The sequence below is a fragment of the Stenotrophomonas sp. NRRL B-14846 genome (assembly GCF_050473585.1).
GTDB lineage: Bacteria > Pseudomonadota > Gammaproteobacteria > Xanthomonadales > Xanthomonadaceae > Stenotrophomonas.
In genome coordinates, this window is sequence record NZ_JBFLUN010000022.1 from 3,291,731 (window position 1) to 3,304,483 (window position 12,753).

Genomic DNA, 12,753 nt, shown 5'->3' on the forward strand with positions numbered 1-12,753 from the left:
GCTGCAGGACTCACAACGAACGGATGGCCGCCACCGGTGCGATGGCTGCGGCGCGCAGCGCCGGCACCAGTACCGCTGCCTGACCCAGCAGCAGCAGGATCACCGCACTGACCGGCAGGTACAGCAGTGGCAGGCGCGGCAGTTCGTAGAAACGCATCAGGGTCAGGTTCATCGCGTAGGCCAGCAGAGCCCCAGCGGCGATGCCGATGGAAACGATCAGCAGGTTCTCGATCTGGAAATAGCGCATCACATCGGTGCGTGTGGCCCCCAGCGCGCGGCGGATGCCGATCTGCTTGCGTCGTTGTTCCACCCAGTAGCTGGCCAATCCAACAATACCCAGGGCGGTGGCGGCCAGCAGCGCGATGATGACACCGCCCAGCAGCCCCATCATGACCCGGTCACCTTCGAAATGGCGCTCGCGCAGTTCGGAGATGCGCCGGCTGCCTTCGACATCGAACACCACGTCCGGCGCGACACGGCGGATTGCCTGCTGCGCATCGCGCATCACGCGGTTCATGTCGCCGGCCTCGGCGCGCACCAGATAGCGGCCGGTCAGGCGCGGGCCCTGCGATGCGGGCACGATCACCGACCAGTCCGAGCCCTTGGCTTCACCGCGGCCGGGGCGGGACACAGCCATGTGCTCGACCACGCCGATCACCCGCAGCCGGGTATCCATCGCCCACAGGCTCTTGCCCACGGCGCTTTCGCCGGGCCAGTAACGTTGCGCCAGCTCCTGGGTGACCAGCGCCGGGGGATTGGCCGGCACCAGTTCATCGGTCGGTGCGAACTCGTCCGCACCGGGCATGCGCCCCCCCACCAGGTGCAGCTGCAGCGCGTCCAGGGCCACGGCATCGGCCAGGTAGAAATCCAGAACGCCGCCGGGCACCTGCTGGTCCTCGTCCAGGTTGACGCCGGCGCGCACGCCCGGGCTGCCGAACGGCATGGCACTGACCAGCCCGGCCGCCGTCACGCCACTCAGCCCCCGCAATGCGCCAACGACCCGCGCGTTGACATCGTTGGCGCGCTCGGCGTCGATGCCGTCGAGCTGGATGACCCCCAGGCGTGACTCGTCCAGGCCGCTGACCAGCTGCATTGCAGCGTTCCGCTCGATCATCAGGAAGATCGCGTTGCACAACACGGCGCAGGCCAATGCGATCTCCATCGCGATGAGGAAGGTCGCCAGGCGGTGCCGGCGCAGGGCCGAAAGTACGATGCCGATCTGCATGGTGGTTCCTCTACAGAAGCTTCAGTTGGGCGATGGGCTGGACCGCACTGGCACGGATCGCGGGAATCAGGCTCGCCAGCAGGCTGGCCAGCACCGACAGCGCCAGGGTGAACAGCAACATGGTGGTATCAAGCCGCGCCAGGTCCGCATAGGCCACCGGCTGGCTGCGCACCGCGCTCAGGCCGAGCCAGGTCAGCAACAGGCCCAGCGCGCCACCGAGTGCACCCACCAGCGCGGCCTCGACCACGCATTGCAGGAAGATCGCAGCGCGGCTTGCGCCCAGCGCACGGCGCAAGCCGATCTCGCCGCTGTAGCGAAGGAACTTCGCCAGCAGCAGACCGACCACATTGGCAATGCAGATGCCGAGGAAGGCGAAGGCCAGGATGGCCTGCAGCTTCACGTCGCTGGGCACCACCTGGTTGAAGTCGAGCCATTGCATCAATGAGCGCAGCCGCGTGTTGTCGGCGTGGCTGATCCGGCCGAGGGCCTTCTGCTCAGCGGCATAGTTCTGCAGGAACCGCTGATAGGCGGCCACCTTCGCTGCGCTGTCCAGCTTGACCCACAGGTGTACCCAGACACACGGCGCGGTCTGCAGCCGGCCGCGCTCCTCCGGCGTGGACCAGCAGGTGAACGGCACGAAGTCACCGTCGTTGATCTCCAGGCTGGAGGTCAGCGGCATGAACAGGTCATCGGCCGAGGCGAAGAAGCCCGACGTGTTGCCGCCGCTGAAGCGGCCGCCTCGCACCTTGTAGAACAGCGGCGAGGGCCGCCAGGGTGCGAGCACGCCCACGATCCGCATCGCGGTGTCCTTGACCCGCAGCGTCTGCCCCACACTGTCGCCCCCACCGAACATCTGCTCGTTGAGCTCCGACGAGATCACCACCACACGTGCGCGCGCGTCATCTTCCTCACGCGACCACCAGCGTCCATGCGCCAGCGGCACCGCGAACATCGTCGCGAAGTCGGTGGTGGTGGAGATCGATGAGCGGATGACCGGTGGCGCGCTGCCCTGATCGGGCCGCAGCTTGACCGGATTGGTGACCACCAGTGTCTGCTGGTCCGCGCGCCCGGACGACCACAGGTCGAAGGCCGAGCGATAGTCCAGCACGTCGTATGGCTCGCGGCCCTTCGAGTTCGGATTGGCATCAAGCTGGGGGTAGTAGAGATCACCGCTGCGCCCAGGCAAGGGATCACCGGACAGCAGGTAGACCACGGTCAAGGTGGTCATGCTGGCTCCAATTCCCACCGCGATGGCCAGCACCATCAGGGCGGTGATGGCCTTGCTCCGCAGTGTATTGTGCAGCGCCACCTGCGCGCAGTAGACCAGCCTGCGCATGCCCGCACCCTTTTCTGCACCCTGTATCGACTTCATGTCATGCCTCTCCCCGGACGTGCACGGGCGTGACCCGTGCCGGTTGCCACATGGACCTGCCAAGTTCGTGTACGTGATCGAATCGGGCGCGGTAGGCCTCGGCGCCGTGCATGATCATCACCAGCATTCGGCCATGGCTGCGTGCGAAGATCGCGTCCATCGCAATCTCGCGGCTGGCGGTATCGAGGTTGGCGACCGGCTCATCAAGGATGTAGAGGTCGGCGTCCTCGCCCAGCACCATCGCCAGGGCGATCTTCTGCTGCTGCCCTGCCGACAGGGTTTCCGGCAGGCTGTCGGCGATCCCGTCGCCGTCCATCCCCAGTCGCGCCAGCAGCACCGGATCGGCTCCGAGTTCGCGCACCTTCAGCGGAGGGAACTGCAGAGGAAGCGTGATGGCGCGGATACGCGCCGGTCGCAGCAGCTGGCCGGCGACGGGCTGGAAGTACCCGGCCAGGACGTTGGCCAGGGTCGTCTTGCCGCTGCCATTGTCGCCAATCACCAGTGCACGTTCACCGGGTGAAAGGGCCAGGGTGAAATCCGAGAACACCGGAGCGGCGCCATACCCGTAGCCGATCGACGTCGCCAGCAGACCACCATCAATGTGCGTGGCCGGCGCCGCGGTTGCCGGTGCGGTCATGAACTCCGCCACCCGCACCACCACCACACCATGGCTGTGCATCTCGGCAATGTTCTTGAAGATGCCGATGAGCGTCGTGGCTGAGCGCCAGAAGGCGTTCATGAAGGCGATGAACGAACCCAGTGTCATCTGTTGGCGGAACACGAAGAGTGCGCCGACGAAGATCGAGCAGACATCCGAGATCACCATCGTCAGGTCGCTCGCACCCTGCAGGGTCCTCACCACCCTGAAGCGCTGGTAGGTCGAATCCAGCACCTCGCGCAGGCTGCGGTCATGGGCCTGCACCGTCCTGGGGCCCAGGCCGAACGTACAGACCATCTTGAAGGCAGCCACGGCCCGGGTCAGCAAAGAAACCAGTTCGGCCTCGCGGTCACGCTCCACCACGGTCAGCTCGCGGATGCGTCGGCCGACCAGCACGCTGACCGTGGTGGCGATGGGGATGATGGCCATCAGCACCAGGAACGCACGCCAGGAGATGATCAGCAGGGCTGCGATCAAGGCGACGAATGTCACCGCCTGGGTCAGGGTGGTGCGTGCGACCGAGAGCATCGGCACCACGCCATCCTTCACGTCCGAGCGGATCCGCGCCACATAGTAGCCGGCCCCCTTCTGCACCACCTCGTCATAACTGCGGCCATAGTAGGCGGTCAGCAACGAGGTCCCGATCCGCTCCACGATGCGGTTGTCCACGCGCTGCTGCCACAGTGCGCAGCTGTAGCTACCCAGGTTGGTCACCAGGCACAGCAGCAGATACGCACCGGTAAGCAGCAGGAACCGGTTGAAATCCTGGCGGCTGGCGGCCTCGTCGAAGATCGCGCGGATCAGCAGCGGATGCAGCAGCCCGCCCAGTCCGCCGAACATCGCGGTGGTGGCGGCCACCGCAAGGTAGCGCCCACGGAGTGGGCCGAGCAGGATCGCAAAGCTGGCGAGGATGGCGCGCACACTGTGCCGCTGCGCGGTCTCCTCGCGTTGAAGTGGCTGTCCGGCTGGCTGCGGGTGCGCATTCATGCAACCGCCACCTGCCCCACCCCGGCTCCGTCCACCTTCCGTGCCACCGGGCCATGCACATCGAGTGCATCCAGGAAGAACTCATCCGGCGCCAGCGTGTCGTACCGGTGCAGGGCGCGGATCACCCCGGCGATGCCGGTACCGTGGTCGAAGGAAATGCGGAACAGATTCTCGCCCGGCACCGCCGCCATTCCCTCCTCCTCCTCGAACAGATACAGATCCACGATGCCCTGGTACGGTCGTTCCGCCATCCGCAGGTACGTCGCATCGCCGGAGTAGAGATGGGCGTCGACGAACACATCCAGCATGCCCGACAGGCCATACAACAGGCCGCAGAAGCCGGAATACTTGCGATGGAAGTCATCCACCAGCCGATTCACGTCCTGCCACAGGCCGTAGCGGATCGCGACTTTGGCAATGCCCGCGGTTCCCTGCTCCAGATAGGGTTCGTAGGTGTTGACCTCTTCCGGTGAGCTGGGGAAGGTGGTCACCCCGGTCTCCAGCTCGAAGCCGTAGGAGAGATCGTGGCGCAGTGCCTGCTCGCCAAGCACGCGCCATGCCGGATCACCACTGAGCTGCGACAGCCTCAGCAGGAACAGCGCCACGCCTGCCTGACCGTAGCCCATGCCAATGCGCACACCACCTTCGTCCTGCCAGTAGGCGCCCCGCTCTCCATGGTGGACGGTTTCTGCAAGCCGCCGCGCCAACGACAGCGCCTTGTCGAGATGCCCGGGCAGGCCGGTCGCGTGATGCATGGCCAGGTGCGCCATTCCGATACCCGCCATGCCGTGATACAGCGAGTGATGCGCATGCAGCAGGCTACTGCTGTCAGCGCTGTCGAGCAGGCTGCGGGCCAGTTCCACCTCGCCACGCAGCAGCGCCGACCAGGCGATGCCGGCCAGGCCGGTGAGGAACCCCGGTGGCAGCGTCGTGCGATCCAGGGCCTGCAGCTCCTGCGCATAGCGCTCCATCACCGCCGATGGCGGCTGATGACCCACCGCGTGGAAGGCGTGGATCACACCGGTGGCTCCCAGACCGAGGCTCATCGTGTTGGTGGAGTGCGAGAATGGATCAAGAGGGAACAGCGTCCGCTCCGGCTGCAGGCGGCTGTGTGCGTCCATGAACGCGAGCAGCCGGCGGATGCACTGGCGCGGCGCCGGCAACGGGCGCTGCGGCGCCGAGAACGGCGCCTGCAGGGTCGCCGGTTGCTGCAGCAACTGTGCAGCCTCCTCCAGGCCGATACGGTCGTCCACCAGTGCCTGGATGACCTCGGCCATTGGTGTGTGCTGCCAGCCGATGTCCTCCATCATCACCGGCAGCACCTTCTGGAACAGGTCGGTGCGGATGTAGGCCATGGCCATCAGCGGGAACAGGCAGTAGAACATCACCACTGCGGTCGCGTAACGGTCATCCCTGAAACAGCTGGCGCGCTTGCGACCCTTCATGATCCGGCGGAATCCGGGCGTGTGGATGTCATCCCATTCATCGCTGCCGTCCAGGAATGCCGCCTCCAGATCGATCAGGCGCACACGCATGTCGCTGCGGTCGACCATGATGTTGGACGGCGAGATATCACCGATCACCACTCCCACCTTGTGTGCGCGGTCGACCGCGCGCAGCAGACCGGTGAAGATGGTCACGCACATCCCGTAGTAGTCACTACCATCGCGTGCGCTGGGACGGGCCTTCATCAGCGGCGAATGCTTGAGCATCAGCTCGCGAAGATCGAATGCATCCAGACGCTCTTCCACCAGATAGCTGTTTTCCCAATCGGTGAATGCATCCAGGCAGCGCGGCGAGGCGCCCACCGGGCCCAGCAACTCCAGATTGCGTCGTTCGCGTGCCAGGCGGCTGGTGGCGTCGAGCCCTTCCCCGTGCATTTCCACATGGGGCCGCGCTTCCTTGATGACCACTTCCTCCCCGGTGACCTGATCCAACGCCAGGTAGACCCCGCCCGTGTTGGAGAACCCAAGCGCGGCCTGCACCTGATAGCGGCCCTCCTTCAACGTCATCTCGCCGGGATCATCCTCGCTGGGGAACGGGTCGGTTTCCCAGGCAGGCACCTCGAAATAGGGATTGCGCAGGTCGGGAACATGGCTGCCGTCGGGCGCGACCAGCATCGGCACCTTCTGGCCGATGAAATCAAGCCGGTACACCTGGCGCATGCCGCCATAGCGGTAATACAGGCAGCGGCAGTCCTTGTAGCGTCGATCGGACAGGATGTACGAGCCATCTTCGTCCTTCAGCGCCCCATGCAGCTGCTCGATGAAGCGCGTGAAGACCGCAAGGTCCAGCGGATAGAGCGTGATGAACTTGCCCGAGCCACCCCGCGGCCAACGCTTGGAGCTCATCATGCGCATCGTGTTCATGTCATTGGCGAACTTGAACTTCACGCGCTCGGCCAAGGCCATCCGGGTGACGGTGCGCAGCACTCGCTGGCAGCTCTCCTGCGTGGCTGAAACGTGGATCTTCCAGCCTTGCGGCGGCAGGTTGCCGGCGACCGGGTCGCCATGCGTCGTCAGGTGCGACCAGACGCCTATGCGATGGATCTTCCACGCTATGCCGGCCGCCTCGATCTCCGCTTCGACGATATTGCGGAAATCCTCGCTGGGCCTGTACTGGTTGTAGCTAAATTCGTAGAACCGCTCGTCGCCCCCCACATAGGCGGCCTTGTCCATGTGGCGTGCTTCACGCAATGATCGTTGACGCGCTGACATCGTCTCTCCCTGGTCGGTTCCACGGCTCGTTTGCCCGGTGCACACATCCGCGAACGCCTCGCACATGCGCGATGGATGCATTGCGGGCGCTCCGGCCTGCAGGCATCGCGGAATGCGGATTCCCCGCCCGCTTCATTCGTAAGCACGGCGTGAAAATCGCCGGATATCACTGCGATGCAGTCAACCGGAATGTCCCTGCAGATCGATGATTGCCACCGTACCTTGCCGCTACATTGCGCAGGCGATTCTCATTCCACAATTGACTTGACTCATTCCAATCGGCAATGCCATTTTCCATCCGCCACGTATAGACCGGGGTTCTTCAACAACTGCAACAGGGCTTTGAGATTGCGTGGTGCAATCACGCAGTGAATCGTTTCATTGCGTAACGCGTGGGAGGCACGCATGCCTCCCGATCCCATGTACGACTAAGGAGAGTTGATATGAATCGCGTCCTGAATCTGCAGCGCCTGATGATCGAAAACCAGCAGGAAAACCTGGGCAACAGCTGCAGCAGCTCCGACCACGACTGCTGCAACGGCTAAGCCTCTCCGGCTTGCCTGAGGTGGTGGTGCGCGCCCACCACCTCGACAACTGCCACGAGCGTGATGCACCGCCACGTGGCAAGCCTCCATACGACGTAGAGATCGCTTGACAGGTAGCCGTCCGCTGCCTGCGCTGCGCGTCCTGCATCTGCCAATGCCAGGACGGGCATCCCGGGGGGGGGGATGATCCGCCAGCTGCAGCACGTGCTGCAGCCGTGACCATTGCTCGACCCCACTGCGACCTCACCACCATGACGGACGCTACGCAGTGCGCCTGCACGCCCGCCGGATCCAGCAATCAGGAAAAGACGCAGCATGCGCATCCTCGTGGCCATGGACGACGCCGAACTTGCACAGGCGCTTCGCAACGTATTGCAGAGCCGCAACATGCTGGTGGACCTTGTGGCAACCTGGTCGCTGGCCAAGGCCGCAGTACAGGCTGTGGAGTACCGCGCCCTCATTCTCGACCGCTGGCTGCCCGAAGGCGATTCACTGAAGCTGGTGCAGATCGCGCGCGGCTTGCGTACCTGGCTGCCCATTCTGCTGTTGGGGCGCCACAACCACGCTGCCGACTGCATCGCATGCCTGGATGCCGGCGCCGATGACTACCTGCCCACGCCGTTCGAGTTCGACGAGCTGGCCGCGCGACTGCGCGCGATTACCCGCCGCCTCGATGCTGATGCCGGCCACATCCTGAGAATCGGCAATTTCACGTTCGATTTTTCCAACCGCATGGCGTTGGTAGGCGGTGCGCCCCTGAGCCTGCCGCGCAGCCAGCTCCTGCTGCTGGAAGCCCTCTGCGCCCGCCAAGGCCGGATCGTCCGGCATGAAGTGCTGAGTGCTGCCGTGCACCTGGCCGGCGCCGACGGCGGCACCGCGGTGTTGGATCCGCACGTATCACGCCTGCGCCGTGCTCTGCGCTCGGCCAGTGTCAGCATCGAGTCGAAGCGTGGACTGGGCTACATGCTGAACGACGACGCGGCCTGATCCCAGGCTATCGGCACGCGCCGGAAATGAAACAGCCGGGGCGGCAGACCACCCCGGCTGCGAATCCTGCTGATCGGGCCAGCTGATGCGATCAGGCGGCCTTCATCGCATGCTTGCGCGCCCGCATGACGTTGTGGCACTCCTGCACTTCCGTCAGCAGCTGGGTCACTTCCTGGCGCACGGCGGGCGGCAGCTCGTTGTCCTTCAGCACGTCCTTGAACGCGCCCAGCAGGCGGTCTTCGGATTCTTCCAGCTCGGCCACATAGCCATAGTTGGTATCACCAAAGGCTGCACGCACCTTGCCGTAGAACTGCTGCATCGAACCAACCACGGTGCCATGTTCGGCCGGCTTGCCACCGCTGGCGGCCACCGAGCCGCTCAGCGCCGCCACGATGCGGCCCTTGACGCCAGCAATGCGGGTGAACAATGCCGACAGCTCGGCATCCTTGACCTTGGTGGCGGCTTCTTCATAGAAGGACTTGCCATCGCGGGCGATTTCGATCAGGTCGTTGAGGCGATGTTCGATGGTGGACTGGGTGCTCATGGCGTCGCTCCTGTGTGCTCGAAAGTCAGTGGAGAATGGCAGTGCATCTGCATTGCCTTCGACCCCACTGTGGGCAATCACGTGTGCCAACCAGGTGAGTACGAATTGATGCACGCCTCACCATGCGGAACACGTGCTGACTTCTTCATTTCGAGCATCGTCGGCCTTCACGGAATCTGAGCGTGCGATGCACCGGTCACCACGGTGCGATGACGATGATCAGGGTGATCACCAGCGCAATTACCAGGATCGCCAACAGCACATGCCATTGCTTCCAGGTGGGTTTCGGCTTTCCAGGCGTATTCATCGGTGGCCTCCTGTGCAGACGGGGAAGGGAACTGCCAGACTGAAGCGCAACGACATGGGAGAACGTCGACGCGAGGTGCACACCTCGTGCAGAACATGCTGGGACATCAGGCCGGTTCGGCCTCGCGCACCACCGTCGCGCGCCTGGCGCTGAACTCGGCAAATACCACACCCGACACCGCCAGCAGGCCGCCACCCAGCACCCATCCACTGAGTGACTCGCCCAGCAGCAGCACCGCCAGTGCGGCCGTCACGATCGGCACCAGGTTGAAGAAGCCCGAAACACGCGCCGCGCCCAACCGCGAAAGACCGGTCATCCAGGTCAGGGGCGCAAGGATCGACGCACACACCGCAGCGAAACCGATACAGCCCACCGCGGTCAGGTTGTTCACCCCGGTGCCGACCAGCAGCTGCACTGGCAGCAGGATCAGCGACGCCGCCATGGCCTGCAGGAACAGCGACTCCAGCACCGACAGCGGAATCTTCCAACGTTGCATCAGCACGTTGTAGGCGGCAAATGCCAACGCACCGACCAGCATGATCGCATCACCGCGGTTCAGGCCGTGCGCGGCCAGCCGCGCCAGATCGCCCTGCGATACCACCGCCACCACACCGACCGTGGAGACCACCGCACCGACGATGGCGGTGCCACGCACCGGATGGCCCATGAACAGGCGTGACAGCGCCAGCGCGATCAACGGAATCAGCGCCTGGATCACGCCCATGTTGGTGGCCGAGGTGAAGTGCGCCGCATAGTACGCCAGGCACTGGTACATCACCCCGCCCAGGCAGCCCAGCACCAGGAGGCGCCCCAGATTGGCGCGCACGATCGGCAAATGGCCGCGCAGCCGTGGCCACGCGAAGGGCAGCAGGATGATCGCGGCCACCAGCCAGCGGAAGAAGCCGATGTCGATGGGGCCGACCGAGCCGGAGGCGAGCTTGGTGACAATGGTGTTGGCGCCCCACAGCAGGCAGGCGAGGATCGGGAAGAGATAGTTCACGACGGCAGGTGTACGCAGGGGAACGGCCAGCGTACGCTTGGCGCATATCAAGGACATCCTGAAAATGCGCCACTCCGACCCGGGCTTGCGGCAACCGATGGAGCCCATCCCCACCTTCCGCCAGCTGCCCGGCCCGATCTACTTCCGGCAGGGTGCGATGGAACCCACCGACTGGGGCACGCACAGCCATCCGTGGGGACAATTCAACTTCGTTGCGCAGGGCGTAATGGAAATGAAGATCGAGGGCGAGTGGATGGTGTCCCCGCCGCACTATGCGCTCTGGATTCCGCCTGGCGTGGCCCACTACTCGCGCAACCGCTCGGTGCTGGCCTATCGATCGGCCTACCTGTCGCCGGCCTTGTCACGCCGGTTGCCCGATCGCTGCCGTGCACTGGAAGTCAGCCCGCTGCTGCGTGAACTGCTGCACGAGCTGGCGCGCCAGGGCGTGACCGATCCGCAATCACCAGCGCAACGCCGCATGGCGGCCGTAGTCATCGACCAGATCGTCAACGCCGACGTGCTGCCCAGCTTCCTTCCGATCGCCAGCAGCGATGCGTTGAAGCAGGTGATGGCATACGTGGAGAAACACCTGTCCACGGCCGAATCCGTGGCCGAGATCGCGCAGCGGCATCACATGAGCGTGCGCAAGCTTGAGCGCATGGCGCGCAGTGAACTGGGCATGTCACTCGGCGACTGGCGTGGGCGGGTGAAGTTCGTGCGCGCCACCGAGGCGCTGTGCACACGCAAGCCGATCGGCCGCATCGCCGAGGAGCTGGGCTACTCAGGCGTCAGCGCGTTTGCCGAAATGTTCAAGCGGCACGCGCAGTGCACGCCCGATCAGTACCGAAAGCAGCATCGGGCCGGGTAGAGGTGGCATCAGTTGGCATCCTGCTTGGCAGCAGCCTTCTGGCGTGCATACCGAGGCGCCAGCGCCAACCGTTCGATGCCCAGCAGAATGCCCATGAAAAGAAGCAATGCGGGTAGCCAGTAGAACAGGAACACCGTCATCTGAAAGTCCCAGGTGTTCACGTACTGATCGGGGTTCGGCGGACCCGCCAGGACAGCCTTCGCATTCACGTAGAACCACGATGAGGCCAGGATCACCGCGATCAGCAGTTGCGCCGAGGCCAGCATCCAGAAGGGTGGTAAACGAGAATGACCGCGCATGGCATCCTGCCGGTGAAGGAAGCTGGCAATTGTAGGCGTGACCTGCACACGGGCACAGACTCGAGTGTCGAATTCCCGCCCCGTTGTTCGTCGGAACAGGAAAAGCAGGCCCTCCGGCCTGCAGGAGCGCTCCAATGCCCCCGATCCTCACCGCCTTCGCGACTTCCCCCGACCGCGGCCAGGGCCTGGCCCGCGACATGCGCGTGCGCTGGGCGCTGGAGGAACTGGCCGTAGCCTATGACGTGCAACTGCTCAGCTTCGCCGAGCTGAAGCAGCCCGCGCACCTGGCACGGAATCCGTTCGGGCAGATTCCCACCTGGCAGGAGGGCGACCGGACCCTGTTCGAATCCGGCGCCATCGTCCTGCATCTGGCTGAACAGCATCGCGGCCTGCTGCCCAGCGACCCGGACGCCCGCATGCGCGCGATCATGTGGCTGTTCGCTGCACTGAACACGGTAGAGCCCCCCATCGTCGAACGCTCCATGGCCTGGGTGCTGGAGCGCGAGCAGCCGTGGTACGCGCAACGGCTGCCGATGCTCGATGAGCGGGTCCGGACGCGGCTGGCGCAACTGTCAACGTGGCTGGCCAAGGCGGAATGGCTGGACGGCGAGTTCAGCGTGGGCGACCTGATGATGGTCTCGGTACTGCTGCGCCTGAAGAGCAGTGGCCTGCTCGACGCGTATCCACGCGTGGTCGCCTATATGAACCAGGCGACACAGCGGCCTGCCTACCAGCGCGCCTTCGCCGCGCAGCTGGCGGTGTTCCAGAACGCCTGACGCCACGCCCCGTGGGCAGGCATCAGCGCAGACCGCGCCGGCAGGCGGCCTGCACCAGCATCAGCTGTGCCACCAGGATCAGCATCGCGCAACCTGACAGCAACCACGGATCGATGTACCACTGTGTGTTGAAGCTGAAGTCGCCGGCGGAAATGCGCTTCCAGCCGTTGAAGTGCTGCATCGCCGCGACCACGAACGCGAAGCCACCTGCGGTGTACGACAACCAGGGCACGATGAGACCGCCCGGGCGTGCGAACAGCGTCAGCAGACCCAGCACGCCGATGACCGTGCGCTGCACGCGGCAGTACGGGCAGACGTAGGCCATGCCGCTCCATTCCACCGCCCAGGCCAGCACGCTGACCAGCACCGCAGCGCCTGCCGCGATGTAGAGGACTCTGGGCGAGACCATCATGCTGCCATCGTGTGCCATCCCGCGCTCCTTCGTTCAAAGACCCCGGCAGGGTAGCA

12 protein-coding genes are annotated in these 12,753 nt (G+C 64.8%); 4 read left to right on the forward strand and 8 right to left on the reverse strand.

The features are described from left to right. Positions 1-10: 10 nt before the first annotated feature. Genes AB1281_RS17335 through lanKC form a run of 4 tightly spaced genes read right to left on the reverse strand, consistent with a single transcriptional unit; the run spans position 11 to position 7,025 of the window. Complete coding sequence (locus AB1281_RS17335) at positions 11-1,225, reverse strand: FtsX-like permease family protein (protein ID WP_014038601.1); 1,215 nt, start codon at positions 1,223-1,225, stop codon at positions 11-13. Positions 1,226-1,235: 10 nt separating this feature from the next. After that, a complete protein-coding gene (locus AB1281_RS17340) occupies positions 1,236-2,597 on the reverse strand; it encodes an ABC transporter permease (protein ID WP_430346498.1) in 1,362 nt (453 codons plus the stop codon). A gap of 1 nt (position 2,598) precedes the next feature. Then, positions 2,599-4,242: an ABC transporter transmembrane domain-containing protein gene (locus AB1281_RS17345; RefSeq protein ID WP_430346499.1), complete on the reverse strand. Its 1,644-nt coding sequence runs from the start codon at positions 4,240-4,242 to the stop codon at positions 2,599-2,601. Next, positions 4,239-7,025, reverse strand: coding sequence for a class III lanthionine synthetase LanKC (gene lanKC / locus AB1281_RS17350; protein ID WP_430346500.1), 2,787 nt, complete (start codon positions 7,023-7,025; stop codon positions 4,239-4,241). Before lanKC ends, AB1281_RS17345 begins: the two co-directional genes overlap by 4 nt. A 377-nt stretch (positions 7,026-7,402) precedes the next feature. On the opposite strand from lanKC, the gene AB1281_RS17355 reads away from it, so the two are divergent. Both AB1281_RS17355 and AB1281_RS17360 read left to right on the forward strand, forming a co-directional pair. Beyond that, positions 7,403-7,504 carry a class III lanthipeptide gene (locus AB1281_RS17355; protein ID WP_206120592.1) on the forward strand — a complete coding sequence of 34 codons (102 nt, stop codon included), beginning with the start codon at positions 7,403-7,405 and terminating at the stop codon, positions 7,502-7,504. 315 nt (positions 7,505-7,819) lie between these two features. Next, positions 7,820-8,491 (forward strand): response regulator transcription factor, encoded by a 672-nt coding sequence (locus tag AB1281_RS17360; RefSeq protein WP_075676156.1) that lies wholly within the window; start codon positions 7,820-7,822, stop codon positions 8,489-8,491. A 91-nt stretch (positions 8,492-8,582) separates the two neighbouring features. On the opposite strand, the gene AB1281_RS17365 is transcribed toward AB1281_RS17360, so the two are convergent. Both AB1281_RS17365 and AB1281_RS17370 read right to left on the reverse strand, forming a co-directional pair. After that, positions 8,583-9,035: a PA2169 family four-helix-bundle protein gene (locus AB1281_RS17365; protein ID WP_430346501.1), complete on the reverse strand. Its 453-nt coding sequence runs from the start codon at positions 9,033-9,035 to the stop codon at positions 8,583-8,585. Between the two features lie 413 nt (positions 9,036-9,448). Then, positions 9,449-10,399 (reverse strand): DMT family transporter, encoded by a 951-nt coding sequence (locus tag AB1281_RS17370; RefSeq protein ID WP_430346502.1) that lies wholly within the window; start codon positions 10,397-10,399, stop codon positions 9,449-9,451. 7 nt (positions 10,400-10,406) lie between these two features. Here AB1281_RS17370 and AB1281_RS17375 point away from each other — a divergent pair, with 7 nt between their 5' ends. Beyond that, positions 10,407-11,210, forward strand: coding sequence for an AraC family transcriptional regulator (locus AB1281_RS17375; RefSeq protein WP_164115715.1), 804 nt, complete (start codon positions 10,407-10,409; stop codon positions 11,208-11,210). Positions 11,211-11,218: 8 nt separating this feature from the next. Here the strand turns inward: AB1281_RS17375 and AB1281_RS17380 are convergent, their stop codons facing one another. Beyond that, positions 11,219-11,557, reverse strand: a complete 339-nt coding sequence (locus tag AB1281_RS17380) for a hypothetical protein (protein ID WP_430346503.1) — start codon at positions 11,555-11,557, stop codon at positions 11,219-11,221. Positions 11,558-11,643: 86 nt separating this feature from the next. Here AB1281_RS17380 and AB1281_RS17385 point away from each other — a divergent pair, with 86 nt between their 5' ends. Then, complete coding sequence (locus AB1281_RS17385; RefSeq protein ID WP_430346504.1) at positions 11,644-12,285, forward strand: glutathione S-transferase family protein; 642 nt, start codon at positions 11,644-11,646, stop codon at positions 12,283-12,285. A 22-nt stretch (positions 12,286-12,307) separates the two neighbouring features. Here the strand turns inward: AB1281_RS17385 and AB1281_RS17390 are convergent, their stop codons facing one another. Continuing rightward, positions 12,308-12,715: a hypothetical protein gene (locus tag AB1281_RS17390; RefSeq protein WP_430346505.1), complete on the reverse strand. Its 408-nt coding sequence runs from the start codon at positions 12,713-12,715 to the stop codon at positions 12,308-12,310. Between the last annotated feature and the right edge of the window lie 38 nt (positions 12,716-12,753).

Excerpts from the sequence above, each read along its gene's own strand:
- AB1281_RS17375 (WP_164115715.1), top strand. The coding sequence starts at position 10,407 with ATGCGCCACTCCGACCCGGGCTTGCGGCAACCGATGGAGCCCATCCCC.
- AB1281_RS17360 (WP_075676156.1), top strand. The coding sequence starts at position 7,820 with ATGCGCATCCTCGTGGCCATGGACGACGCCGAACTTGCACAGGCGCTT.
- AB1281_RS17355 (WP_206120592.1), top strand. The coding sequence starts at position 7,403 with ATGAATCGCGTCCTGAATCTGCAGCGCCTGATGATCGAAAACCAGCAG.
- AB1281_RS17340 (WP_430346498.1), bottom strand. The coding sequence starts at position 2,597 with ATGAAGTCGATACAGGGTGCAGAAAAGGGTGCGGGCATGCGCAGGCTG.
- AB1281_RS17370 (WP_430346502.1), bottom strand. The coding sequence starts at position 10,399 with ATGTCCTTGATATGCGCCAAGCGTACGCTGGCCGTTCCCCTGCGTACA.
- AB1281_RS17335 (WP_014038601.1), bottom strand. The coding sequence starts at position 1,225 with ATGCAGATCGGCATCGTACTTTCGGCCCTGCGCCGGCACCGCCTGGCG.
- AB1281_RS17345 (WP_430346499.1), bottom strand. The coding sequence starts at position 4,242 with ATGAATGCGCACCCGCAGCCAGCCGGACAGCCACTTCAACGCGAGGAG.
- AB1281_RS17385 (WP_430346504.1), top strand. The coding sequence starts at position 11,644 with ATGCCCCCGATCCTCACCGCCTTCGCGACTTCCCCCGACCGCGGCCAG.
- AB1281_RS17390 (WP_430346505.1), bottom strand. The coding sequence starts at position 12,715 with ATGGCACACGATGGCAGCATGATGGTCTCGCCCAGAGTCCTCTACATC.
- AB1281_RS17365 (WP_430346501.1), bottom strand. The coding sequence starts at position 9,035 with ATGAGCACCCAGTCCACCATCGAACATCGCCTCAACGACCTGATCGAA.
- lanKC (WP_430346500.1), bottom strand. The coding sequence starts at position 7,025 with ATGTGCGAGGCGTTCGCGGATGTGTGCACCGGGCAAACGAGCCGTGGA.